Origin of the sequence: Acinetobacter sp. WCHA39 (assembly GCF_002165385.1) — a bacterium.
In the GTDB taxonomy this organism is placed as follows: Bacteria; Pseudomonadota; Gammaproteobacteria; order Pseudomonadales; family Moraxellaceae; genus Acinetobacter.
Genome location: NZ_NHRP01000039.1, coordinates 1 through 25,595 on the forward strand (window position 1 = coordinate 1; position 25,595 = coordinate 25,595).

Genomic DNA, 25,595 nt, shown 5'->3' on the forward strand with positions numbered 1-25,595 from the left:
ACCATTAGAGAAATTTGCTCAGCTTGTTGATTATCATATGGCTTTTGAAACTGTCGCACCTCATGTTTGAATTCGCCGTTTTATATCACCAATAAATCTAAATTTTGGTTTTTAAAATGAACTTATTTAAAATATCTAAAACTGTTTATTAGCTTAACTTGTGATTTAAGTTTTTATGAATATAAAATTGTTAATTTATTAGCTTTACAAGTTTATTTAAATTTCATCGTGCAACATTTTTAACCGATTTTATTATCGATGGTATTTTTTTGTCTGCTTTTCTTTTCCTAGTCTTTTATCTATCTGTCAGCCATATAGTATTTTATTAAATTCTTATGGGAAATGACGAATGTTAAATTATCTTAAGAGCTTTAATAATATCAATACTTATTTGATTTTATCGATAATTCTGCTGTTAATCATAATATCTCTAGATTATTTCTAAACTGAATGAATGTTTATAATGAGTGATTCATATTGCTATTGAAATCGCCTTCTCACTTTGAAAGAAGGCGAGGATGAGGGACTTTTATGTTGAATTATCATTTTAAAAATGCCTTATAAAAGAAGCTTAATGTGTTTTCTTATATAGGTTTAAACATAATTGTTGTATATCTTAAATCCAATTGATCTTAAAATTTTCCTTTATTTTTTGTTATGAGTGCGAGAAAATTGTCAAAAAGGTCAATCAGACTGGGCGTTAATTTGTTTTGCATACTTTTTCCTATATCGAATTAAAGTCATATAACTAACACCATAATCTTTAGCTATTTGAGTGAAAGGGTATGAATCGTCCTTATTTTTAAGGGTATGAATTAACTCTTTTAGTTTTTCTTCTGTAATCGCAGGCGATCTTCCCTTGTATTTACCTTTCTTTTTTTTAGCTAATTTAATTCCCTCTGCTTGATTCTCACTAATAATACCCCTTTCAAGTTCAGCTACAGCGCCTAATACATGGAGTTGAAACTTATCGAACTTGTCATCTGAATTGGGGGTAAAGTTCAGGTTATTTTTGACAATATGAACAGACACTCCTTTTTTATTTAGCTTTTGAACAATGGTTACAAGGTCAATCAAGCTACGTGCCAATCTAAAAACATCATGAGCGTACACAATGTCCCCACTACGGACATAATCGAACATTTCCTGAAGTGCAGGGCGTTTGGCAGTCTTTCCGCTAAAATGATCAATAAAAGTTTTATCTAGCTCAAAGGGTAGATCATGGAGCTGTCTTTCAGGGTTTTGGTCTTTAGTGGATACACGGATATACCCCACTCTTTGAAAGGGTGTGTTTTTAATTTGATCTTCAATATCTAAATTTTCTTTTTCCATAACCAGTATAACAAAATTAGATAACCTCAATGTTATATCACATTAGATTAACAAAACAACCCTATTGTTATAGGGTTTTTAGGGTGTATTATTATATAACAATAGGGTATACCCTATTGTTATATATCTTCAGGTATAAGGAAAAATAACGATGATTAATTTTAATGATCTAAGCGAATCTGAATTATTAAGGATTGCACAGACTGGCATATCAAACCGTATAGGATTGCGTACTTCAGGACATTTGCCTGAAGATGATAGACAGGCTCTTTCAATGGAGCTTCAGGGCTTGTACGAGCAAGATAGAGAACAGTTGATACAATCAATCAAGAAACATAGTGAAGCCTATAAAAGCGAGCAGAGTAATCAGGAATGAAAATTTTTTGCTGAAGCTAATTATAAGTCTAGTCGTGATTTATGGTTGCTTGGGCGTAGTGTTTGTTTCAGAGAACTTATCAGATAACACTGTAGGCATTATTGGATTTTGTGGACTGATATTACTACCTACAGTTTATAAGTTTGTTGGAACATTCTTTAAGGCACAATGAAAGGGTGATCAATGGACAACCAATACAAACTAAGTGACGAAGAACATAGCCTTGTATTTGAGAAAATTAAAGCTGATTTTCTGAATAACTCACTGTCTATAGTCAGCCCTAAAGTCGTCATTACTGGCGGTCAGCCTGCATCGGGTAAAGGCAAGTTGGCAAGAGATTCTATAGATCAGTTCAAAGATAAAGGCGGGAGTGTAATTATTGACCCCGATCAATTAAGAGCCTATCACCCCAAGTATAATGAACTGCAAAAATTGGATGATAAAACATCTTCAGGATTCACCCACCATGATGCTAAAAAGTGGAGTTTAGAATTAATTGAAGAAGCTATAAGCCATAAGAAAAATATTGTTCTTGACCAAACAAGTGCAGATTTTCAAACCTTAAAAAATACAGTTCAAAATTTCAGAGATAAAGGCTACAAAGACGTTGAATTAAAAATAATGGCTGTGCCTGAAATTACATCACGACAAGGTATATACCATCGTTATGAAATGGAAAAGGCGCTGTATGAAACTGGGCGTTTCGTCAATATTGATATTCATAGTGAAATTTATCACAAGCTAGAAAACACAATAGAACAGTTAAAAGATGAACCCATAGTAGACAAGCTAACCGTTTATGACCGTCACTATAACGCTATTGAACAAAAGGACTTTAAAGCTGAAAGGGAAAGACCATTTTCAGATCAGGAGCGCCAACAGCATGAATATAAATGGTTCAAAGTAATAGAAGCAATGCAAACACGCTTTGCCCCATATACAGAGGTTGAGATTGTAAAGGGGCTTCAGGAAAGTGACAGACTTAAATTGAATAATCAAAAACTGGTTAGTGAAGTGACCCAAGTTGATGAAAGTACAGGTGAGAAAATGGACGTAAAAATAGTCAGTAACTTAACTAGCAACTTACTTGTTGCCAAAGATGATTTTGAAAAACAAGATGGTTATTTATCTAAAAATATCAAAGTTGATGGCGAGGACAATTTAGTTATGTTCCGTCAAAATCGAGATCATCTTGAGTTAATCAATGTTACTAAAAATGAAATGATGCTCGATAAGCCGATCGGTAATCATGATTCAAAACAACCTGAATCTACGGCATTACAGGTTTATATGGAGGTTAAAGAAAAGTTAAATAACCTTGAAAATAAAATTTTAATGAAAGTAGATGAACAGCTATCAAATAAACCTAAAGCGCCTGAAGTGAAAGGAGATAGTAAGGCTGAAGTATCTCAATTTCAAAGCAAAGCCCCAGAGCTAGATAAACACCAAATCATTAAAGAAGTCCGAATACAGCTAAAGCAAGAGGGGAAATTGGGTGCTGATTTTGCTAAGTCAGCTAATGGGCTATCCGTTGCTCATGGTGACTATATCAAGCTCAATGAAGCATACAGTCAAAAAGATGGTTTATTTAAAACCACTAATTTACCTAAAGACGCTGAAATTAAAATCACAGGTCACACAACTAAAAAAGGTGAAACCTATGCAACAGGCGTTCATAACAATTCAAATGTAGAGTTAAAAATCAGAAGTGTTGAAGCCCGCTATGGTGATCAATATGTGAAACGCTATGAAACCAATCCTGAAGTAAAACAGGCTGTAGATCAGAGAGTGATAGCACAGCAAACAACATTTAAATCTTTATCTGCTTCAAGGGTACAGGAGTTAAGCCAGTCAAGCCCAAAGCAGGATAAGCCCACTTCAGGCATGAAATTTTAATATTTCTTTCGCCAGTCATAGGGGTTAATCGGGTTAGGACTTTTCCATAACCCGATTTTTTTTGATCGAGCATTATTCTCTAAATCTATGTATGTTCTATCAGGAAGATTGTAGCGATAAGCCCAAGCGTAGCCACTGGCGACCATTGCTTTATTCACATTTAATTTATTCAAGTACAGCTCACCAAGAAACCTACCATTGTTATCAGTTCCATGCTCTTTAACGAGTACCGTTTTGTTTAAGACCATAGACATTAAATATTGTTTCGATTGTTGACCATAAGGCTGTGTAGGCGAATTTTTAGCATTATTGGCAACTTCAGGGGCATCTATGAATGACAGTCTAACCCGCCATTTAGTGTTGTTTGGTTTTGTGATACTCACAGTATCACCGTCTAAAACGTAAGTGACTTTGCCGTAATAATCAGCGTGACAGTATGCTGAAAACAAAAAAAGGGTAATACAAAAAAGCTTATTCATTTTGGTTCACCATAAAACCGTTTTAGCACGTATGGACTTGCAACTTCATTGCTTGGTCCATACGTGCTAAAACTCTTACTGTGAAAAATCATATCCCGATGCTTGGTCAAAACTGCAAGTATGCAGTCTTAACCAGGCATCTACTTTATTGAATGATTTAAGTGGGTTATGAGTGCGAGGAAATTGTCAAAAAGGTCAATCAGTAGTTTGGATTCTTTTGGCGTAAAATCTTCAATTCTTCTTTGCTAATCGCTTCGTTATTAACGATCTTGCTTTCAATTGAGTTGATTTTATCGTTTGAATTTACAGCCTTGATATAGTCAAGATCGGCTTGACTAAGCTCAGGCATAATTTCACTGGCTTGATAAATCACTACAGGTTCTTTGACTGATTCAGATTGGATCTCTTTTACTACTTTTTTAGCTTCAGGCGCTTTTGAAGTTGTTTGTGTAGTTGTGACTGTATTAATTAAAGGGCTTTCAGGTACTTTAGAAACAGATACAGTTTTTCCGTCTTTTTTAACCTCTATTTCGCCTTTTTTAGTGGTCAGTGATGTATGACTAGCCTCTATAGCAACTGGCGTTTCTGTGCCATTCTGTGCTGTTTCAGCGTATGTATTGAAAGCGATTAAGGCTAATACAGGGATTATGATTTTTTTCATAGATAATCCTAAAATTTAGACAAAAAAAAGCTAACAACCTGAATTGTTAGCTTGTGATGAAATTAGTTACCAAACCACGATTTAAAGCTTTGCGTACTGGTCACACCGCTTGAAGCATTGTTAGATGCAAGGTTAGTTTGAACAGCCGACAATTTAGCACCAATCGAGTTGATATAACCTTGTTCAATAGCAATGGCATTTGCTAAGTCTTGGGCTTCTTTAATATTGCGGGTCGAGTTAATTTTGTTCTTCAGTGTGGTTAAGTTTGCTACATGCTCATTTAAAGCATTATAGGAAGCATCACTGAAAGCAAAGCCAGTCTTAACCGTGTTGTAATTTCGCTTGTATTGATCATTGCCTAGCAATTGATTCATACCATCTGAACCAATGGTAGTAAGCACTTTGTCATAAGCCTTTTGAGCATTACCAAATGAGCCAGTCTTTTGATTGGCTACTACGTCTTGCCAAGAGCCTGAAACAACGTCTTGCACATTCTTAACGCCTGAAGTTCCGATACCAGTATTACCAGTCGTACTTTCATATTGTTTCTTCATGATCTCGTATTGCTGTTGCATTTGAACCAATTGCTTGACCATATTTGCAACGGCTGTCGGGTCGAATACAACGTCCCAAGCGTTTGCTGTGTTGGCAGTAAAGGCTAAAGCAAAAGCTACAGCCGACATTTTTATTTTATTCATTTTCATGATTTCACCCTTTCGTTAAATTCGTGTACCCACTGGGAGTAGGTCAAGTTTTCATCTTTACTCAATATTTCCTCAAGAATATTGTGTCTTAACTCATTGCCTGAAAGTATTGGGATAATTTCAGACATATTGCTTAAATCTAATTTGCTAATAACTGAATCATGCGAGTTTTTAATCATAAATTGGCGTAAATAAGGCGGTGTATTCACAACCCAATCAAATTCTGCTTGAGTACAGCCTAAGCCATTATTTTTCTCATTACCCATATATGTAGCGACATTCGCTTTATCATTCGGCAATAGAATTGATGTTTTAAACTGCCCGATCAGATCGTCATCTCTTGTAATGACTTCAGGCGTTGGCGTAACAAAGATCATCATACCGTTACGTCTACGGTACGTGGTTAGCATGATTTTAAGCCATGCTAAGTTAATCGGATTGCTGATATATCTTTGACCTTCTTCGACAACAACAATAAAGGGCTTGCCCTCAGACATGGATATATCAATTTGATGGAAGATATACATAGACATAGCGCCTAACACCACATCATTATCAATGACATTTTTCATTTCATAGCCGAAAATTCGAGCGCCATCAATTGAGAAATTGTCACTTTCATTGTCAAAAATATTGGCATAAACCCCATCATTAACCCATTTTGACATGCGTTCAGCCATGTTGTTATCTTCAGCCATACCAAACAAGCCAATAAAGTTTCTAAGCCGTCTAAGGTGCTTTTCATAGCTATAAACAGCATCTACAACGTCTTTGATCTTGTTTTCTTCAGCAGTGCTTAAAGGCTTTGGATTACCATTATCGTTGTAGTCTTGAGCCATAAAAGAAAATAGATTTCTTAGAAACAAACGGTTTTGTTCCGTGTCATCTAACTGCAATGGATTCCAACCAGTTTTAACCATTTCACTTAAAACAGTATGTCGCCCGCCCATGCTTTTAATCCAAACTGAAGCTGAATATTCAAAATCAAAATGAAAAATATAAGGCTTAAACTTATCTGAAGCAGTCAAAAGCGTATTAATTACAGTAGTCTTACCGCCACCAGTACCAGTCGTGATACGAGTATGACCTACATCATGTTCATGGAAATTGAAGTAGTAAGGCGTATTACTTGTCGTTTTAAGCTGAATGACATTCTCACCCCAATGGTTGCCATCTTTTTTGCCAGTAGAACTATTGTGCATACTGGCAAAGCCCGCAAAGTTAGTCGTGTTAATAGTTGCGGGTCTTTGGAGTAAGTGATAGTTGCCAATCAACATAGAGTAAAAAGTAGGTTCAGAAATTAAATCTTCTTTTTTAGGTATCATGTGATTGCGCTGAAATGCCCCGCTAGTTTTCTGCATTGCTTCTTTAAATTCAGATGGGGTCTTAGAGGTAACTAAAACATTTAATGAATAAATGCCGTTTAAGATACGCCCTGAAGCTAAGTCATCAATGGCAACATTAATCGCTTCAATTTGAGATTCTGACTTGTCTTGAGCATTTTTTAATTGGTTCTGACGAGTTGTACTCATGCTGATAGATTTACGTCTGTCCATCATCATGAAAGTTTGAGAAATAATTAAAGGATGATCAACTTTTAGAAATTCATCTAACATGGTGTGATCGCTACCCTCTGGATAGCTAGGAGTAGGCAAACTATAGATTGCCCCTGCCGTTAATTCACCGCTTGGGTGATAGAATTTAATAGTTCCATCAGGCGCAAAAACTCTACGTGTATAGCCTAAGTAGTTTCTGATTTCAGTTGGATGAAGTGGAATTTCTGCTTTTTCTAAGTTTAATAAATAACCGAGAAAATTCACTGTTTCAGAATACAAAACGCTATCTTTTGAATAAGTGCCTAGCTGTCTTGGGTTCGCATCTTGCAGATACTCTTTAAACATACTTACTGCATTATTTAATTCGGCAATCATTTGTTCTTCATTATCACTTCTGAAAAACAGATTTTTAAGACGAGTTAAAGGCGGGTCACTTGGGTTAGATTTTCGGACAAGCAACGACACATAAATATCATTTTGAAACATGCGTTCATTAGATAGTTTTTCATAATATTTTTGGTTAAAACTATCTGAAAATTCATTGCCATTTGCAGGCGGTATTTCGGTTTTAACTTCGTGACGATCATAATAAACGCTAACAACAAAACGAGAGCCAAGTTGTTTAAACATATCTGCACGATATTTTTTTAAAGTCTTTAATTGAGCATAGCTTTTAGTTTCATACGGAAAGCCAGTAATTTTTAAAACCGTAAAAATATCACCATTAACTAGCTTAATATCATGTTCATTGATTGGGCTTAGATAAGGTAAATTATTGATTTCCATTTGTTCAGCACCCGCTAATTTCTTTTGACTATATTCAATATTTTTATCGTCAGCTTTTGCGTGAGAATCAAAACTATAGCCACCAAAAACTTTAGTTCGCTGAAGTCTACGTTTGATCGAAAACCATAAATATTGAATCCCTCTATCTTCTTGGTAGGTCACTACAACCAACAATAAATAGATTATTCCCGATATTATTAATCCTAATTTTAGGTTGCCAATTAGTGCTAAAAAGCACGTAGCAAAACCACAAATTAGGAAAAAGTAAGTGAAAATATCTACAGGTATATTTGCCACCCTTGCAGTTCGGGCAAGACCCGCAAACAGCAAGTCTTTTTCTTCGTTTTTTTCAGTGGTTTTGCTCATGGCTCACCTATTTAGTTAAAGAAGAAATTACCAAGATCAGGGGCAACGAAAACAAGGATACCTGCAACGATTAAGCCGATACCCCAACGCTTAACTTTCTCACTACCACCGCCAAGCATTGTGATTGCCAAACAAATAACACCAGTCACGAAAGCGACTGCTGCGATAATGACTAATTCATCATTAAATTGGTTAAGCTTTTGAGCAAATTTTTGACCAAACGCAGCATTTGCCAATTGAGCATAAAAAACAGCAAATAAGACAATTGCGTATTGCTTAGGATTGAGTTTATTTAAAAGATTCATGATCTATTCCTTAAAATACTTGGACGTATTGCCCTTTGTTAAGAGTTTGAACAAACGATGCTTGTTGCACGTTTGGTTGATTGCTTGGTTGATTATTTACACGCAGGCGCACAGGTTCAGATTGTGCTGAATAGCTATTGTTTTCTGTACTTTGATTTTGACTTGCGGAGTATTGCGGGTACTGATTTTGTTGCCATGAAGCGAGAACTAGAATGTCACTTTTTCGACTGGCTTCAGTAGGGTTATTATTTGCAGTGTAAGTTTTAAATGAACCACCCCCATTTAGTGTTTGGTATTTACTGGATACAAGGCGTACATAGTTTTGTGTTTCACGGTAAGGGGGAATACCTCCAAACTTTTCAACTGCCCCATGCCCTGCATTGTATCCAGCAATCATTTTTGTAAGATCACCATTAAATCTTTTATTCAGGAAAGCGAGATAACGAGTACCCGCAATAATAGACTGTTCAGGTTCATATAATCGGCTAGGGTCTACACCCATTAAACGAGCTGTAGAGGGAATGACTTGCATCAAACCCCTAGCATCTTTATGTGATCGAGCATTTGGCTTAAAGGCGCTTTCTCTTGCCATAATTGCCGTTACTAAATTAGGGTCTAAACCATTGGCTACAGAATGTTTGTGAATAAGATCATCATAAGGTGACGCATATACAAACAGTGGCGTACTGCAAGCTAAACCGATTATAAGTTTTTTAAACATTGTCATTATTCTTTATAGAGTTATAACAGTATAACTCTACTAGCTTAATCAATAAATGGTCTATTTGAAAATTTATGTTTCTCTTTAAAGAACTGGTCTAAAGCGATAAGATAAATTAAGTTTTTGGTAAGTCTGCGGTTCTTAAATTCTTCAGGAACTTTTAATTCACCACGCTTATATCTCAAAAAGTGTTCGTCCATTTCTGCGAAAAATTCATCACTTACATAAAGTTGTTCACGTTTCATAACTTGTCCCTAAAATTTCTATACAGCCAAAAAAGAATCCGAAACTTTAGCATAGGTGCGGTATTTCATCGTTACTAAAGTTGGCGGGTAATGTCCTGAAAACTTCATATAAAAGTGCAGAGGTTTAAGACTGCTTATTTCTTCAGCTTTAACTACATTTTCTTTTTCTTTTACAAGTTCAGGTCTTGAATCTTTATTTGCAGATTTCATTTTCCTTAATACTTCAATTGCACCGAAAGCTTTTTCATATTCTTGGGGTGTATAAGTGTCTTGAGAGTTGACAGCACAGACACCAAAAGAAGAAAAACAACCACGTAGCGTAATAGAGAATTTTTCTCCATAGATCGTGATTAATTGAGCCAGACTTTGAATGCCTGCTAAAGCAATAAGTCTATGTTTACGTCCTTTAGTTAATACTGCTTCGAGATACGATAAACGGTTCAAAGAGCCGAGTTCATCTAGGCAGAATATAAAATCAGAATAGTTATCAAAGTCAGATAATAAAGAACTACAAATAACGTCAGTCGCACAGCTAACTAATGGTTGCAATGCAGTTAATTGATCTTCACGCCAAGTAATAAAAATATTGCCAGTACCATGCTTTAAATAATCCCTAAACGAAAAATCACCAATTTTAGAATGAGTGTGAGGGCTTAAATATGTAGTAACAATACTGCGTAAAGTACCGACTAATTCAGAGTTGCCAAGTAAGCTGTAAGCTTGAGTACCTACTAAAAACTCTTTGAGTTTATCGTCACTTGAAATTAATAAAATTTCTAAAAATTGTTGTGTCTGCTGTTCTCTAGTAAGTTCATCCATTTCTAAAACTTTGGTCATGGCAGACTTAACAATAGTACGAGCCATCGTATTAAAATTTTCGTGATTTGCGTCTGAAGATTTAGGAATGATTGTCATTGAATATGTTTCAATGTCATAAGAATTTTGTACTTCATTAATCACTGACCAATGGACTGATCGAGCATCGAAAGGGTTGAAAATAACATCACCTTTCTTAGCAAATAAACTTGCGTAAGTTCCGTTAGGGTCAACCACAATTAAGCGGGTTTTACTGCGAGAATCAGCAACACAAGAATCTAAAAAATCACTGATTGAAACTGACTTACCTTGACCAGTACCACCAGTTAAAAGGAAGTGTTTATATTTTAAATCTTTAGGAACAGGCATACCGCAAAAACGGATTTGGTAATCTTTTTCTTTGGTCATTCTTCTTAATTTGAATGGGCTTACTAATTGCAAGCCCCGAAGAACACGAACGTATCTTTCGCCCCCAAAAGGTGTTTTATTGTTTTGAAAATAAAACCAAGCCAAAGCACTACTAATAACCAAAGCCAACAGCAATATTAAAACGTATAAAGGCGTTTTAAACGTCAATGGAATTGCATAAAGAATAGCTTGGACTTTATGATCTTTTGGGATAATAAAAAACTTCGGTAAAAAAATAGCCCATGTTGTAATCACAGTGATTACAACAGCTAAAACAGCGTGACCGAAGATTTTTTGCGATTGATCATTCATTTTACTGTCCCCAAGAATTTTTGAACGGCTTGATGGGAAGCGACCTTATAAGAATCCATGCTTGACTGCATCATGAGCATGTTAGCTTTAAGCTTCGCTTGATTGGCTACCAACATACTGTTTTCAATAGCAAGGGCATTCGCCAAGTCTTTTGATTGCTTTAACGTATTGGTACTTACTTGAGCCAACGACTTTAGGTTTTGCATATTACAATTTACTTGTGTCCAAGCTACTTCAGCGTCTACATAAGCTGTGTTTACACGGCTTGCAGTTATGTTTTGAATCTGTGCCAATTCCTTGCTTGCATATACACCAGTATTGGTCGCAATTTGACGTTGCAATTCGTTGTAGGCGTTTTGCTCTTTAGGTGTATTGAAAATATTAGTCGGTTGAGCATCAAAGCCATTAGGCAATTCAAAGCCTGCAATTTGCATCACATTGGTAAGAAGTCCTAGCCCTGCAAGCCCTTTAGTCACACTGTCATATTGCCCTTTCAAGACTTGAATCTGCTTCATTAATTCTTGAACTTGTAGAACTGCATCGGCATTTTTTGTCGGGTCAAAAACTGTTTTACCTACGCCACCAGTTACAGGGGGAACAGGCGGTAGGTTGATAGGTGAATCAATATCAACTTGTTCTGCTTCAGGTAGCTTTACAGGCTTACATGCGCTTTGTGTTTCTAGCTTGGCTTGTATCTTCTTCTGATTACTGTTTTCTATGCCAGTCGTTGCAGGCTTGCCACCTGAAGTAGTCCCGCCTTTAATTACGTTGCCACCAAAATATGAACCAGTACCGCCATAATTTCTATAAAACTGGGCGATCTTAGGCACATAGTCTTGCGTTTCTTTAGGCATAACTTTTTTATTACCTTTCAGATACGAACGTAAATTACCCATACCCCAGTTATAGGCATAGAGTGCATGGGGCATGTTGCCGAATTGCTGATTTAATTGCTTCAGGTAACGAGTACCCGCATTAACATTTTGTGTGGGGTCATTGGGATTGGTAACGCCCAAAGAACGAGCCGTTGCGGGCATAAGTTGCATTAAACCTTGAGCGCCTACGCCTGACTTAGCAGTATTGTTATGCGAAGATTCTTTTTGAATTACTGCATGAATTAAAAGCGGGTCATATCCATATTTAGCTGAAGCTGAAGTCACAATATCGTTGTAAGGTAAATTTGAAGCAATAGTTGCCCCGCTTAAACCTACCAGTACCAGTAGCGATAGTTTTTTTAATTTCATTTTCATTATTCCTCTACCGCAACGAGGACAGTTTAACCAGGAACTACGTTACCTGTTTAAACTTGGCCCGTTGCTATTTCATCACTTAGCCACAGCCAAACGGTTAGCTAGATCAACTAAGGTTTTATAGTGTGAGCCTTGTTCACCCATTGATAACTCATAGCACCCGCCATTTGCTTGAACTCGCATGAAGTCGTGAGCTTGGCTTGTATTGTCAGAAATGGTCGGAGATACAAACAATGCTTTTGCGTTAGGGATGCTTACTGGCAATTCACCAAATAACCCCACTTCTTGCGGTACACAAGCAGGGTCAATGCTGTAATAAACTTTAAGATCGGCACATGCTTCGTTTTGGCAACTGGCATCACTTGAAAATTTATAAGTGACATAGTTCCCTTGATTGGGAGCTTCAGGCACATAAGTTAATTTATTGCTTTGAGCAAATGACTGAAGAACTTGGGTAAATGTCTGCGGTAACTGTGCTTCAGCAGACAAACTAATTAAGGCGCAAAGAGCAATAGTTGTTTTTTTCATGGCTTAGTCCTTTTTAAATTTGTATGCTTGGCTTGGGTTATCAACATCGGTCAGAGTAATAACACCGCCCTTTTGTTCCATTAAGAAAGCGTCTTGATTGTTATATTGAACAACCATTTTTTTATCTTTCTCTACAGCCGATAATGCAACATCACCCCATGAGTTTTTTAAGGTAACTTGAGTACCTTTATTGGCAACGATAAGCCCGCTACTCATGCCTTGTTCTTTCTCAAATGCTGTTTGATCAATACGATTGTATTGTCCGTCCAAGCCCTTAGATGAGCAGGCAACACTAGCTAAACTAAGCAACGCTAGAAAAATGTGTTTTTTCATTTTTGAAATCCTCATAAGCTTTAAAATAAATAGCTGAACAGCCATAACCGCCTGTTTCTGTTCTTCCAAGTTGAACAATAATGTCTACACTTTGTTTAACAAAAGATTTAACTTGGTCACTGGTTAATGTAGTGCCTGCCATAAGAACCATAAGCGTTAAACGCTCAATAGCATTAAGTGGGTCATTGGCATGTAATGTCGCAATTGAACCGCCATGCCCTGAAGAAATTAGGTTTAAATAAGTGAATGCTTCAGCACCTCGAATCTCACCCAGTAAAATGCGTTTTGGATACAAACGCAGGCAAGCTTCCATTAATGACTGTGCATCGACTTTAGCTTTACCCTGTCCACCTCTTGAATAATAAAGTTGCAACGTATTTTCATGCGGAGGGCGTAACTCCTTAGCATCTTCAATAGTGATTAGTCGTTCGCCCAGTGGTATGCAGTCATGAATAATGGAGTTAAAAAAAGTTGTTTTTCCTGAACCTGTACCCGCAGAAATAATGATATTTTTTTCATAACCCACCGCTTTACGAATGAACTCATGAAAGTTTCGGGCTTCGTATAAATCGAATAGCTCTTGATCTTTTGCAGTGATTTTTGCAAATGGTTCAACAGAATTTAAAACTTCCTCATAAGCTGAAAATGGCAGACTTAAAATACTTGGTTTACGAATAGATAAGCCGATCGACCCGCCAGTTACGGCAGGGTCACGGACAAATTGAATACGGAAAAATAAACCCTCATGTTGCGGTGATGCAATTTGAGCAGAAAGCAAAGGCTGTGCTTCTGAAATTGTTTGATTGGTTTCAGTTGCAATGCCTTCGGCTAATCGCTTCAAAAGCGCATAGGTAAGGTTAGGATTCTCTTTTTTAATCATGTCCCTTGTACCTTTCATAGCAATGAAATATTCCAAAGGCTTATTAACTGAAATTTCAGTAATTTGATCATTATCAAGATCATCACCAAAAGCTTTTTTCAAATCTTCAAGTACAAGGATTGACATAATTAAGCGCCTTTCTTATTGGTTTAAAATAGTTGAAAAGTCCAAGTCTTTAGCAACTAGAACTTTAATGCGTGTGCCGTGAGCGACTGTAATAGTCGGAGGAATTGACAAGTTACGTTGTAGAACACGGTCAGCTTGATTGCCGAATGAGTTTGCAACTTCAGTACGATAAGTCTGTGAAGCATTGTTTTGGTCGCTACTGCTAACACCTGCATTACTTACACCCGCACCAATAATGCTAAGTAAAGTAGCTGTTCCGAATATGCGCCCATAATGGTTGTTCACTTTACCGCCTAAGCCTGCGATACCAAGACTGTTAGTGCTTGGGCTATCGAGCATAATTTCTACGCCATTAGGTGTGATTGCACGATTCCAAACCGCCCCGATTTCTGCTTGTCCGTCATTAACAATTGATGAGTATTGACCGAATAAACGAGTACCCGCAGGCAGTAAACGATTACGTCCTTGTTCGCTATAAACATCATTAGTTACACGAGCAATAATGTTGCTTGGTAAATCGCTTTTAACAGCAGTTTCTAAAACTGCATCTACGATCTTGCCTTGTTGTATAAGCATTCTACGATCAGCGTTATAACTTGCATGAGCAATAGGCGCTTTTTGATTAGAAGTGCTTGAATCAAAACGACCACCCATAGAACCCGCAGTGCTATTTGCAATGCGTGGATTTACATTGCTTGCACCCGCTTGGTTGCCATTGGCATTAGATTGTTGTGAAGCTTGCATACCCATAAATAACGGTGCAAGTTCAGGCGGTATGCCTGCCATTGCACTAGCATCACCATTAGGGCTAACACCGCCACCTTTACCGCCATTCTCATTAACCATGATTCCAGACTTGTAGCGGGCGTTTAAAAGGGCTTGTTCTTTAGCCATAGCATCTTGTCTAGCCTGCTCTTGTTGCATTGCTAGTTGTTGTTGCTGTTCAGCTAATTGACGCTCCATTTCGAGCTGTTCAGGGCTTTTTTCAGTAGGGTTTACAGGGTCAGGGGTAGTCGCAGTTGGGATTGGTTGCGGATTTCCGAATCCGAATCTATCCATGCCATTAAAATTACTGCCGTCCATCCCTGTTACTGGTTTAGCAACAGCACTTTCTACACCGCTTTCTACACGGCTTTCTTTGTTCTTTTGCAATTTCAGATAAACGCCAAAAATTACCAAGCCAATAATGAGGGCTAGTAAGCCACCGAACTTAACCAATTTGCCTATGTCTATATTTTTAACAGACGTTTTAGGCTTATTCTCAAAAGCATCTTGACGTTCAAAATCATCTTTACCATGTTCTTTTTTTTCATCATGGAAAACATGATTTTCAGTGCTGAAGTTATCTTGGGTTTTAAAGTCATCGTTACCCAAATTTTTATTTTCATTTGTCATTTTATTTTCCTCCAATCACTTCAGGTTTACGGAGAATACAAACGTATTCTTTGCCAAGTCGCAGAGTGAAAGCATCGTTTACTTTCTCAATCACGATTACATCCCCCTCTTGTCTTGAGTTGGTAAGTTCTTCGTATCCCTCACCATTAACCGCATAAACTGCGGGACGAGGTGAATTTTTCGCAATACGAATAAATGTGAATTGGTCATCATCACTTACGCCAAGAACTTTAATAGATTTGCTTTTAGTGGCATCCATTCCCCATTTTTGGCTTGTCATAGGCAGTTCACCTAAAGCGGGACGAGGTGCATTTTGTTGTGCCAATAAACGATTAGTTCTATTGGCATCTGCATAGTTAAAGCGCAGTACATAAACTGGTTGTGAACTATTGAATAGATTGAAGTAATAATTTCGCTTATCAGTGATTACGGTTAAGTTTGTACGGTTCATGCCTGCTTGTGGTTTTTCCGCAGGCTTGATGAATAGACGATTACCTTGTGGGATTATTTGCCATCCAATCGTGTCACCTGAAGCAACAGTTTGGATAGTTTCATTTCCAAACTCGACAGTAGTTGAAATACCAAAAGTCGTTGATAGTTCAACAACGTGGCTTTCAGAATACGGAACAACTTTAATGCGGTTATCCGTTTTCAAACCAACAGGAATTTGACGAGCAAAAGTTGGCGCTGAAGCAATGCACGTTGCTGTAAGTAAAATGCTTATAAGGGTCTTTTTCATATCCGATTACCTTATTAATTATTAGAAGTCTGTGCCACAGGCTCAGAAGCAGTGCTTGCTTCAGGTTTAGGCAATGGTTGAGTAACTGGGTTTTGAGTAACTAACGCATCATTTGATGAGTTTTGCGTTAAGTTCCAGTTCTTAAACTTCACGCCAAATGGGTTAATCCAACGATCTTTTACGTTGAGATCGTCAAAGTTGTCAGTGATATAGTCAGCCGTCACTGTGTAGCTGTACTGGCGAATTTCAGCACCTTTAATAACGGTTGTTTTAAAGTTGGCTTGAACTTTATTGTTGCCAAGAAAGTTGACAGCAATAACTTTAGGAGTGATTGAGCCAGTTTCACCTAGTTGGTTGTAAGGTGAGTTTTGATTCATTCCGCTAACTTCATTTTCAAAGTCGGTACGATCTTGGCTATCTAAGAAAATAGAAGCTTTGCTGTACTGTGCAGAAAGTTGGTCTTTACCAACTTTGCCGTAATAGCCATAGCGATTGCTGATAGTGTCCCAAAAGTAGGAGGTCACTAATTTTTCAATAAGTTTAGGGTCAGTAGTTGAATCAAACTTTTCTACACTGGTCATAATTCCAGTTTCAGAATCAATTACAGCAATCATAGGAACTGGTTGTTTTAAAGGTGTTAATCCTTTAATTGCGATACCTTGAGCAACATTACCTATACCTAGAACGGTCGCCAAACCAAGAACCCAAATAGTGATTTTACCGTTACGATTTTCAGACTTTTTAGTATTGTCTTGAATCTCTTTAATTTGAGCGTCTAACTGCGCTTTTTCTTGTGGTGTCATTAGCGTTTACCTCCACGACCAAAACTTTTAACCATATTGGTGCCTGAACTGGTGATACTTGAAGTCGCACTGGTTGAAGCTTCAAAGCCACTGCCGACCAAAGAAATTGCAATTTTTGGAACAAGCCAAAACAGCCCAATAACAACGATCAAAACAATTACCATGATGAAAGCCCCAGTAAACGTACTGCCGTTTTCATTAAGGTTTTGAATGCCTGCGACAACTGAAGTAAGCACTAAGTCACAGCTCACAATCAGCAAAAGAAGAACAACAAGAGGGGTTAAAATTGCTTGTAGCCAGTTTGTGGCATATCTGCGAGTTGCAGGGAACATTGCACATGCAAGAAAAATCGGTGCAACTGCGATTAGAATGCCAATAATGACTTTACAGATAATCCAAATTAAGAAGAATAAACCGCAGACAATGCAGGCTAAACCAAAAATCAAGCTATAGATCAGGACAAAGAAGAAGCCCGAAACGACATTGGTAATACCTGTATCAATGTTATTAAAAGCTAATGCGATAGATTCAAAGATAATAGATACAAAAGACTGCAATGTTGTTTTTGAATCTGTACCTGTCATTTCAGTAATCAGGTTCGGTACATCATCGAGGAATACTTCAGCAACGTATGGAAAGAAAGCATCCCATGAAAATACGATTGACCAAATCAACAGCATAATAACGAAAGTGGCTATCACACCCTGAATTTCTACAGCCATGCCTAACATCATTTTAATAGCTTGGAACGAAATCCAAATAATGATAAAGCCTGCAAAAACTGGAATGATTGGAGCTGTGACTTTCTGATAGTAACCTTGCAAATTGTCTTTAATGTTTTTATCAACACCAGTAATCAGACTATCAACAACCTTGTCTAATTCAGACATACCATTTTTGGTAACTTCAGATACATTCTGCGATATTTGATTAGAGTTATACGCACCGTTAGAACCGCCAGTCGTCCCAGTAGGTGTACTGCCATTGCCTAAATCTTGTGGATTGGTAAAGTTATCGACCGCATAAGCCGAGCTAAAGCTAAAAAAACTAAACAGAAGCAAGAAAGCATAGATAATCTTTTTCATAGTGACCTCAGCGAATTACTGGAATTTCGGGCGGGTTTTTTGAAGTCTTTAAGAAAAAGTTTTGTGTATCTGATTTTCTTAATTTTCCGTCTGAATAGACAAAACAATCACTAGCCAAAGAGCCTTCATAGCAATATGTATCGTCTTTAACGAATGTTAAGACCCCGCTTGATTCACCAGTAAATTTAGGCAACTTTGCAGGGTTATATTGGTTCATGTTTTGGATTTGATAATTGACTTTCTTTACTGGGAAATTGCCCTGTTTATCAGCTTCAGAAATCACATAGTACGAATAAAAAAATTCAGATTTTGGAGTGTGTTCGGGAACCCATACGCCTGAAATGTCAGGCTTAGAAGTGAAACAGCCAGTTAGACCTAAAGCGACAACCGCAGAAGCTAGACCGAGTTTAATTTTATTGATTTCCATTTTGCTGTTCTCTCTCATAAGTTAGAACACCGCTTTCACTACCAAGCTTTAGCTTTCCATCTACAAGCTGAAAACAAGCATCGTTAGGCGCACAAAGCAAACCGTTATCAGGTTTAAACTTCATGTCTGTAAAAACGCCTTTAGCTAAAATAGTGACGGTGTAAACGTCTTTAGTTGTGCTTTTATCAATAATGATTCGATCATTGATAATTACGTCATTTGCTGATTGCGATTGTTGCCCTATTGGGTTCATCCAAACGCCTACATAGTCATCCCCTTTCACTTCAGGCGCTTTAGGCTCGTCAGAACAAGCCGTCAAAACTAAAGCCGTAGCGATCGGAAGTAATAGTTTTTTCATACGACATTACCCCCAGTTTTTACCGTTTTAGTTACTTGAGCGAATGGGTCAGAGATTTGATTTTCAGCGCTTGGGATTGGTTGATATACGCAAGCGCATGGTGATTTTTTTAATCCCTTTTGTGATGATGTATTTGTGGCACAGGCTGTAAGTGCTGTTAGGCTCAAAATGCCCATTGTGACGAAGATTTTTTTCATAGTTCTAGCCTTATCGGTTATAGAGTTATAACAGTATAACTCTATAAGTTTAAAAATAGAACAAGTTTACTAAAATCTAACCATTTCAACTGTTTTAAATGGTAAACAAAAAGATAACACTCTTATTATTAAGTATTCATATTCAATCACTTAATTGTAATTTTTTACTATTGAGTATAAAGGCTCGAAAGTTTATGCACGTATTGGGAATGCTTCAGCATACCCAATGCTAAGTAAAGCTTTGAGCAATCAACCGACTGTAGGTAAGGGCTACCGTTCCCGCAGGCACAGAGGGCGATAGTTAATTTATTTTGATTTTATGAATAATAATTAAGCGTGTGGTGATACCCTTTATTTAGGGTGATTTAGAGTTATAACTCTATGATATTTCAATAAATAGCAAAAAAAAGTTTTTGATTGTTATAGGGAAATTGTGAAATAGCGCACAAAGAAAAAGCCCCGATAGTCTTGCAACTATCGGGGCTATGTTCTATATTCTTCGGTACACAGTTATTTGATGCGGTAAACATCATCTAACGAAGATCATAAGGTTTGGCGACCGTTATGATTTCACCTGAAAGGCTTGTACCTGAACTCTATTATTGCATTTATATTAGATTTTGCAAGTCATACAATGAAAAAACTTCGTTAATTTAGTGTCTATTCGTGTATCAAATAAGCGCATTGTTTATTTGCCGAGCTTCGTCTACTCCTGTGTTTTATAAAACTTTATGTTTGTAAGTGCATTGCCTTAAATGGGTCAACAATGGCATAGAGTTTTAAAGACGGTTGGTGTAGCAGGAGGATACAAGTGACGGCAGTATCACCAACGCAAGAGTTAAGCACCTAGCCAGTGTAAAACGCCCGCTTGCTGATGAACGCACAATAGGCGGGGACGCAGGGAATACGCTAGGAACTGGCATAAATAAGACGTTGGGGAAACCCTCCTTGAGATTGCCGACCTAGTGAGTGAGCTAATGCGTGTGCAGGGGAGCTGTAAGGCTCTAAATACTCACTTGCTGTTATGCCCTTACATTGGCATACAGTGTCGATTGAAAGCGATGTCGGCTCCGACAGCAATGCTACAACGGCAATATTCAAGATAGCCATTTTAAGCAATTTTTTTTGCTTAGGCTATCTAGGGTGAATATTGCCGAAATCTGCTCAATCTCACCAACCGCAAGGCGGTTGAAGCGAAGCGAAAACGACTAAGGTTGTGAGGTTGAAGCAGATAAGCGCCTTATTGTAATAGCGCCTATTCCCAGTACATATATAAGTATTGCTTATATATAGTTTTACTTATAAAGACTTTAAATAACAAACTATTAGAACAATAGAGAACAATTACAAAAGTATCTAAAATACCCCTTGATTGTTTTGTGAGTACAAATTAATATATGTATAAATAGTTAGGGAATATACCTATGATTAAATCTACTAAAGGTAAGACAAGATCAACAATGATTGGTAATCAAAACAGTGTTAAAGAAGTTGTCAAAGAAGATAGATTTCAAACACGTATGAACCATGAAGATAAGTTGAAACTTATTAAATTCTGCAAAGATAACAATTTAAGCCAAACAGATTTTTTAATTAATTCAATGGTCGATAAAGGCATTCTTCCTGAAAGCAGACGATCAGTAAAAACAACAGACAATACTTAATTTAAAGGAAAAGAACATGAGCAATAACACTGAAAAATTATCTAAAGTAATAGCATTGGTTAATCAGAAAGGCGGTGTATCTAAAACAACGACTTCAATTAATTTAGCTATGGGCTTATCTCTACGTGGGTATGACGTACTGTTAGTTGATGGTGACCCGCAAGCTAGTTCACTTGACTGGGCTACTGTACGTGAAGAAGCAGATATTGATTTAGGCTTTACTGTTATTGGTGTACCAAAAACCAACTTAGCCAAAGAGATTGCTAAAATTAAATCAAAATATGACTTTGTAATCACTGACAGCGCAGGCAGACAGTCAGAATTAACACGCCTTGCTATTGTAGCTTGTGACGTTGCGATCGTTCCAAATACGACAAGTCCATTGGATGCTTGGGCTACTAAAGAAACCTTAAAATCAATCAATGAAATTAAGGGCTATCGTGATTTTTCAGCTTACTTTTTATTGAGTGGCGTAAACCCACAAACTAAGGTCTTTAATGAGGTTAAAGAGTGGTTAGCTGAAAGTTACCCTTTACCAATTTTGGACACTAAGATTGCGTTACGAACTGCTTTTTCACGTTCATTGGGCGAGGGCTTGTCTATCTATGAATATAAAGATGATCATGGGAAACAGGATAAGAAAGCAATTGCCGAAGTCGATGCTTTAATTGATGAAATTTTACAACGTGAGGGAATGACTGAATGAAAGCACCTAAAGGCAATGCTACTGTGACCAGTAGCAATGCCCATATTGCAAATGAAAAGGCTCACATTGTTAATTCTTTGAACTTTGACAAAATTCAAAAAATTAAGATCAATCCCGATCTATACAAAAAGATCGAGAAAGTAGCGGATAAAAGAAAAGTCGTACTAGCAGATATTGCTAGATCGGCTTTGGACTTCTATTTAAACAATCCAAGTGCGCCATACAGTGAAGAATTAAGTAAGGGTAATTCTAAGCAATTAATCTACACCATTAATCACTTGTATGATGTGAAGATAAACAGCTTTAAGGCTGTTCATGGTATCAACCGAAGTGACCAAATTAGACAGGCATTATCGGCTTGGCTTATCAATGAAAACTTATTAAAGCTTGATGAAAATTAAGGGCTTGATATGAACCTAAATGATCTAAAAAATAAGGTGATCATAAATAATGAAATTGATCAAAAAAACTTTGATTACCTAATTACACAGGTAGATCAGGTTGCAATTGAGTACGCTATAAATGAATTGGAGAGCCAAAATAAGCGACCCTATCTATCTAATATTTTTAAGTTGCTAGAAATACCGCCCCGCCAATAAGTGGGGCTTATTTGTCTTTGGAGGGACTGACATGCAGAAAATTATAATCAGGGTACTTATCATCACTGGCTTTTTAATGCCTGCAATTATTATGTTCTTTTTCCCTAGCTTAACTGGGACTAAGTTTTTTTGGTTAAGTATGCTTGTATTCTGTTTTCTAATTTTGCGAATACGTGGAATTTTGCTACTTTTGGGCATTACTTATGCCAGTCTATCTTCTATGTTTTCCCGCCATTAAAACCGCCCTACCCTATTAATTAAAACCGTTTTAGCACGTATGGACTTGCAATTTCATTGCTTGGTCCATACTTGGCCAAAACTCTTACTGTGAAAAATCATATTCCGATGCTTGGTCAAAACTGCAAGTATGCAGTCTTGACCAGGCATCTACTTTATTGAATGATTTAAGTGGGTTATGAGTGCGGGGGAAATGTCAAAAAGGTCAGTCCATATTTTTTATAGTACCGCCAACTAAAGTTATAGGTATCCATTTAAAATCGTATCGTTCATAACTACCTTTTGCCCCATACCAATACAAGTGATAGTGCGCCCGCCTTAAATGTGGTCTGCGGTGTACTTTTGATGATTGTTTAGAATATTCAGTTAATTGATCATTTACGGCTTTAATCTGCTTAGACATTTCCTTGCCTGCAATAAAAGGCTTGTACTTTTGGGCTTCAAATAATCTAGGCACACGCTTTACGGTCTGAACGCCTACCCTTTCCTTATGGTTGTCAGGAAGCAATGGGACATAATCAGGCTTAGATAAACTGAACCAAAGCAAAATATTGATAAGTTGCTTTTGTAGGGATTGGTATTGATCTATTTCATTTTCATCTAATATTGAACGGTCATCATGAAATTCATCTATGAAATCTGATAAACAATCTTCTATAGCTTTTTCTTCATTGACTAATAAGACGATTGTTCGAGTTAAACCAGTATCAAGAAAAATCGTAGATACTAAAACTTTTTGATAGCAAAGTTCAGTTAAGGTAAATATCACTCCATAAATTTTAGATTGCTGAAAGTGCAAATCAAAATTATCAGTTTGAACGTAAATGCACAGCTCAGGAACATTGATCAAAAAGTTTGGCAAATTGCCCTCAAATTTACTTTTTGTTAGTTCAGTTGCTACCTCATTTTCAAATCTATAAATATTCTTTGTCAGCATCCAAGAACCGAGCGTGACCAGTTCACCAGTAGGACAAGGCAAATTATTGATTAGATGATCGGGAATTGCATCACCAACATTTAAACCTTTCTGCCAGTCTGGAGCATAGCAGTCTAAGCCTGCATATATCCAATCATCCCAAGTGACCAAAGAACTAATTTTTTTATCATCGTTTTTATACTTGATAGCCTTTGATTCAATCTTATTAAAGATACCCTTAAAACTTGCTTTCAAGTGTTGGCAACGTGCAGTAACGACCTTTAAAGGTATTGCAAATTCATTAGATAAGTTCGCCATGAAGCCCTGCCCTGCTTTTAATTAAGTAATTCTATAACACTATATCTAGTGCGGATCTCATACCTACTAGCCACTATATATAGTGTTTCTACTATCGCCCTCTATGCCTGCGAGAACGGTAGCCCTTGCCTACAGTCGGTTGATTGCTCAAAGCTTTACTTAGCATTGGGTATGCTGAAGCATTCCCAATACGTGCGTAAACTTTCGAGCTAATATTATACCTAAGTTGTATTGTACTCACAAATCATATTATGCGTATTAATGTTAATTAGTATAGCAGTAATAATAATTTCAAAAGTTTACATATATTGTTTTGTACTCACAAATCATTATATGTATAATGTATTTATTAAGTCGATTGGCGACTTAAATAATAGGTGATTAATTATGAACAATATTTTCACAAAGTTGGATACTAAAAAAATAGTTATTGAACTACTAAATGCTTTTGAAAAAGCAAACTTCGATTACTACTCAAGAGCCTATCTTGAAAGTCCAAAAGGTACATTTTGCGTGTCCTTTGGAAACTGTCAAATGCAAGATGCAAACATTATTACTATCTACATAGATAAAGCACCACATGAGTTTTATTTCACCCATGAACATTCCAATATTGCTGAAGCACATCACGAAGCAATTAATCTATTTAAACAAATTTTAGACTTTTACTTTACCTATCTAAAGCAAACATAAGTAAGCCCCGCAAGGGGCTTTTTTAATGCCTGCGGGCTTGGTTCAGATCGGGAGTGACCAAAACCACAGGAAAGGGAAACAACCCACTACAGCGAAAAATAAGAGCAATCAGGGCGCATAACGCTATTACATTAATTTACCTATATTGTTTTGTACTCACAAATCAATATAGGTATAATATATTTGTCAGGTCGATTGGCGATCTAATAAAAAAGGCTTTGAGTTATGACCAGTAAAGAACAACTTTCGTTAGAGTTGCCTATAGTTGAAACAGCTCAATCATACAAAGATATGAAAGGGCTATATAGCGTTGATATTTCCCATATATACCGCTTTTATATTCTCCTTAATTGGTATGGGGTACTAGAAAAAAGCAAAGTGATTAAAGCGGGCAGTGATGCAATTTTTGAATGTGATAATGAAATGATTGCAGATGAAATTTTAAATTGCATTCCGAGCTGTAAAAAAAGAAAGGTTTATCGAGTACCAAATTTTAACCCTATTTATTTTTCAGGAATAGATAAGCCATCGGTAAACCGTTGGAAGTTTTCAGTAGAAAGAAAACTAGGCTATGAAAAATCAATTTACTTTAGATCAGTTGCAAGCCGTTGGGATTATTAACCCCCTGCCCTAGTCGCAACCCTGCGGGATTGCTTTGTAAGTCCCGCTTAGGGGCAAAGGGGAGTAGTTGCGGTTCTGCGGTCAGCTCGACAAAATCACAGATTTTGTCGGCTTCGCTTGAACCTTGCAACGGTAATCAGGGAGGGAAGAATTTTTATATTTCTTCAGTTCGCAAAGTAGACACTTTGCTCTATTGATACCGCCTAGAGTTTTACACTTGTTTACATATATTGTTTTGTACTCACAAATCAATTTAGGTATAATGTATTTATCAGGTCGATTGGCGACCTCATACAAAAGGTACTCGAAAATGAAAAATTTTACTCAAAATGAAAAAGGTCAAATGTTCTATGAGGGCAGTTTGGTTTTAACTGCTAAAGACGGTTCGGTTTTTTTTGTATCAACTGAAATGCTTGTATGTAAGGCGTATCGAGCAAAAGCAAAAAAACCATTTATCAATACTCACTACAGAACAATTGAGCGTTTAAAACAAGCCGTTGGGGAAAGTATCCAATCATGTAATGCAAGATATGAGCAAAAATTACAGAACAAAGAAAAAACCGCAGAGCGTTTAAAAAAATTCCGTGAAGAACTACAGGTAGGCGATATTTTATCTACATGCTGGGGCTATGAACAAACCAACGTAGAATTTTATCAAGTGGTATCTAAGAGAGGTGGTCCCACTTGTTTGAACAACTAAAAGCGTATTTATAAGTGATATTCCGCTCTAGTTAAGCCACCTTGTTTTGTTGGGGTA

28 protein-coding genes are annotated in these 25,595 nt (G+C 37.0%); 8 read left to right on the forward strand and 20 right to left on the reverse strand.

Annotated features, from left to right (window positions below; translation table 11 throughout):
• Positions 1 to 684: 684 nt before the first annotated feature.
• Positions 685 to 1,332, reverse strand: coding sequence for a recombinase family protein (locus CDG56_RS14515; RefSeq protein WP_004993315.1), 648 nt, complete (start codon positions 1,330 to 1,332; stop codon positions 685 to 687).
• Positions 1,333 to 1,483: 151 nt separating this feature from the next.
• Here CDG56_RS14515 and CDG56_RS14520 point away from each other — a divergent pair, with 151 nt between their 5' ends.
• Positions 1,484 to 1,708 carry a hypothetical protein gene (locus tag CDG56_RS14520; protein ID WP_015056389.1) on the forward strand — a complete coding sequence of 75 codons (225 nt, stop codon included), beginning with the start codon at positions 1,484 to 1,486 and terminating at the stop codon, positions 1,706 to 1,708.
• Between the two features lie 183 nt (positions 1,709 to 1,891).
• Complete coding sequence (locus CDG56_RS14525; RefSeq protein WP_015060705.1) at positions 1,892 to 3,604, forward strand: zeta toxin family protein; 1,713 nt, start codon at positions 1,892 to 1,894, stop codon at positions 3,602 to 3,604.
• Here the strand turns inward: CDG56_RS14525 and CDG56_RS14530 are convergent.
• The 18 genes from CDG56_RS14530 to CDG56_RS14615 form a co-directional block, all read right to left on the reverse strand.
• Positions 3,601 to 4,083 carry a thermonuclease family protein gene (locus CDG56_RS14530; RefSeq protein ID WP_015060706.1) on the reverse strand — a complete coding sequence of 161 codons (483 nt, stop codon included), beginning with the start codon at positions 4,081 to 4,083 and terminating at the stop codon, positions 3,601 to 3,603. The genes CDG56_RS14525 and CDG56_RS14530 overlap by 4 nt on opposite strands.
• Before the next feature lie 199 nt (positions 4,084 to 4,282).
• Positions 4,283 to 4,744: a hypothetical protein gene (locus CDG56_RS14535; RefSeq protein WP_015060707.1), complete on the reverse strand. Its 462-nt coding sequence runs from the start codon at positions 4,742 to 4,744 to the stop codon at positions 4,283 to 4,285.
• A gap of 62 nt (positions 4,745 to 4,806) precedes the next feature.
• Positions 4,807 to 5,448: a type IV secretion system protein gene (locus CDG56_RS14540; protein WP_004999358.1), complete on the reverse strand. Its 642-nt coding sequence runs from the start codon at positions 5,446 to 5,448 to the stop codon at positions 4,807 to 4,809.
• Positions 5,445 to 8,156, reverse strand: coding sequence for a VirB4 (locus tag CDG56_RS14545; RefSeq protein WP_015060708.1), 2,712 nt, complete (start codon positions 8,154 to 8,156; stop codon positions 5,445 to 5,447). The genes CDG56_RS14540 and CDG56_RS14545 overlap by 4 nt, the downstream gene beginning before the upstream one ends.
• A gap of 11 nt (positions 8,157 to 8,167) precedes the next feature.
• Positions 8,168 to 8,461: a TrbC/VirB2 family protein gene (locus CDG56_RS14550; RefSeq protein WP_017480461.1), complete on the reverse strand. Its 294-nt coding sequence runs from the start codon at positions 8,459 to 8,461 to the stop codon at positions 8,168 to 8,170.
• A gap of 10 nt (positions 8,462 to 8,471) precedes the next feature.
• Complete coding sequence (locus CDG56_RS14555) at positions 8,472 to 9,182, reverse strand: lytic transglycosylase domain-containing protein (RefSeq protein ID WP_017480462.1); 711 nt, start codon at positions 9,180 to 9,182, stop codon at positions 8,472 to 8,474.
• Positions 9,183 to 9,226: 44 nt separating this feature from the next.
• Positions 9,227 to 9,427: a hypothetical protein gene (locus CDG56_RS14560; RefSeq protein ID WP_004999346.1), complete on the reverse strand. Its 201-nt coding sequence runs from the start codon at positions 9,425 to 9,427 to the stop codon at positions 9,227 to 9,229.
• Positions 9,428 to 9,445: 18 nt separating this feature from the next.
• Positions 9,446 to 10,963 carry a type IV secretion system DNA-binding domain-containing protein gene (locus tag CDG56_RS14565; RefSeq protein ID WP_015060710.1) on the reverse strand — a complete coding sequence of 506 codons (1,518 nt, stop codon included), beginning with the start codon at positions 10,961 to 10,963 and terminating at the stop codon, positions 9,446 to 9,448.
• A complete protein-coding gene (locus tag CDG56_RS14570) occupies positions 10,960 to 12,207 on the reverse strand; it encodes a lytic transglycosylase domain-containing protein (RefSeq protein WP_017480463.1) in 1,248 nt (415 codons plus the stop codon). Before CDG56_RS14570 ends, CDG56_RS14565 begins: the two co-directional genes overlap by 4 nt.
• A gap of 81 nt (positions 12,208 to 12,288) precedes the next feature.
• Positions 12,289 to 12,741: a hypothetical protein gene (locus tag CDG56_RS14575; protein ID WP_004999340.1), complete on the reverse strand. Its 453-nt coding sequence runs from the start codon at positions 12,739 to 12,741 to the stop codon at positions 12,289 to 12,291.
• A gap of 3 nt (positions 12,742 to 12,744) precedes the next feature.
• Positions 12,745 to 13,074 (reverse strand): hypothetical protein, encoded by a 330-nt coding sequence (locus CDG56_RS14580; RefSeq protein ID WP_004999338.1) that lies wholly within the window; start codon positions 13,072 to 13,074, stop codon positions 12,745 to 12,747.
• Positions 13,043 to 14,080 (reverse strand): P-type DNA transfer ATPase VirB11, encoded by a 1,038-nt coding sequence (gene virB11 / locus CDG56_RS14585; protein WP_015060713.1) that lies wholly within the window; start codon positions 14,078 to 14,080, stop codon positions 13,043 to 13,045. Before virB11 ends, CDG56_RS14580 begins: the two co-directional genes overlap by 32 nt.
• 15 nt (positions 14,081 to 14,095) lie before the next feature.
• Positions 14,096 to 15,475, reverse strand: a complete 1,380-nt coding sequence (locus tag CDG56_RS14590) for a TrbI/VirB10 family protein (RefSeq protein WP_005000433.1) — start codon at positions 15,473 to 15,475, stop codon at positions 14,096 to 14,098.
• 1 nt (position 15,476) lies between these two features.
• Complete coding sequence (locus CDG56_RS14595) at positions 15,477 to 16,214, reverse strand: TrbG/VirB9 family P-type conjugative transfer protein (protein WP_005000435.1); 738 nt, start codon at positions 16,212 to 16,214, stop codon at positions 15,477 to 15,479.
• A gap of 14 nt (positions 16,215 to 16,228) precedes the next feature.
• Complete coding sequence (locus CDG56_RS14600; RefSeq protein ID WP_005000436.1) at positions 16,229 to 17,017, reverse strand: VirB8/TrbF family protein; 789 nt, start codon at positions 17,015 to 17,017, stop codon at positions 16,229 to 16,231.
• Entirely contained in the window at positions 17,017 to 18,102 is a 1,086-nt protein-coding gene (locus CDG56_RS14605; protein ID WP_005000437.1) for a type IV secretion system protein, read from the reverse strand. The genes CDG56_RS14600 and CDG56_RS14605 overlap by 1 nt, the downstream gene beginning before the upstream one ends.
• A 7-nt stretch (positions 18,103 to 18,109) precedes the next feature.
• The gene (locus CDG56_RS14610; RefSeq protein WP_005000439.1) at positions 18,110 to 18,529 is read right to left on the reverse strand and encodes a hypothetical protein; all 420 of its coding nucleotides are present in this window, start codon (positions 18,527 to 18,529) and stop codon (positions 18,110 to 18,112) included.
• Positions 18,516 to 18,887 carry a hypothetical protein gene (locus CDG56_RS14615; RefSeq protein WP_005000442.1) on the reverse strand — a complete coding sequence of 124 codons (372 nt, stop codon included), beginning with the start codon at positions 18,885 to 18,887 and terminating at the stop codon, positions 18,516 to 18,518. Before CDG56_RS14615 ends, CDG56_RS14610 begins: the two co-directional genes overlap by 14 nt.
• A gap of 1,621 nt (positions 18,888 to 20,508) precedes the next feature.
• Between CDG56_RS14615 and CDG56_RS14625 the strand changes: the two genes are divergently transcribed.
• From CDG56_RS14625 to CDG56_RS14635, 3 genes are read left to right on the forward strand one after another with little or no spacing between them, the layout of a single operon-like run.
• Positions 20,509 to 20,748, forward strand: a complete 240-nt coding sequence (locus tag CDG56_RS14625) for a hypothetical protein (protein WP_005000443.1) — start codon at positions 20,509 to 20,511, stop codon at positions 20,746 to 20,748.
• A 16-nt stretch (positions 20,749 to 20,764) separates the two neighbouring features.
• Entirely contained in the window at positions 20,765 to 21,454 is a 690-nt protein-coding gene (gene parA / locus CDG56_RS14630) for a ParA family partition ATPase (RefSeq protein ID WP_005000446.1), read from the forward strand.
• Positions 21,451 to 21,855 (forward strand): hypothetical protein, encoded by a 405-nt coding sequence (locus CDG56_RS14635; protein ID WP_005000449.1) that lies wholly within the window; start codon positions 21,451 to 21,453, stop codon positions 21,853 to 21,855. The genes parA and CDG56_RS14635 overlap by 4 nt, the downstream gene beginning before the upstream one ends.
• A gap of 640 nt (positions 21,856 to 22,495) precedes the next feature.
• Here the strand turns inward: CDG56_RS14635 and CDG56_RS14650 are convergent.
• A complete protein-coding gene (locus tag CDG56_RS14650) occupies positions 22,496 to 23,524 on the reverse strand; it encodes a hypothetical protein (protein ID WP_005000195.1) in 1,029 nt (342 codons plus the stop codon).
• A gap of 387 nt (positions 23,525 to 23,911) precedes the next feature.
• Here CDG56_RS14650 and CDG56_RS14655 point away from each other — a divergent pair, with 387 nt between their 5' ends.
• From CDG56_RS14655 to CDG56_RS14665, 3 genes are all read left to right on the forward strand, one after another.
• Positions 23,912 to 24,217: a hypothetical protein gene (locus tag CDG56_RS14655; RefSeq protein ID WP_005000193.1), complete on the forward strand. Its 306-nt coding sequence runs from the start codon at positions 23,912 to 23,914 to the stop codon at positions 24,215 to 24,217.
• Between the two features lie 225 nt (positions 24,218 to 24,442).
• A complete protein-coding gene (locus CDG56_RS14660) occupies positions 24,443 to 24,838 on the forward strand; it encodes a hypothetical protein (RefSeq protein WP_005000189.1) in 396 nt (131 codons plus the stop codon).
• Between the two features lie 310 nt (positions 24,839 to 25,148).
• On the forward strand, positions 25,149 to 25,538 hold the full coding sequence (locus CDG56_RS14665) for a hypothetical protein (protein ID WP_227519079.1): 390 nt from the start codon (positions 25,149 to 25,151) through the stop codon (positions 25,536 to 25,538).
• Positions 25,539 to 25,595: the final 57 nt, after the last annotated feature.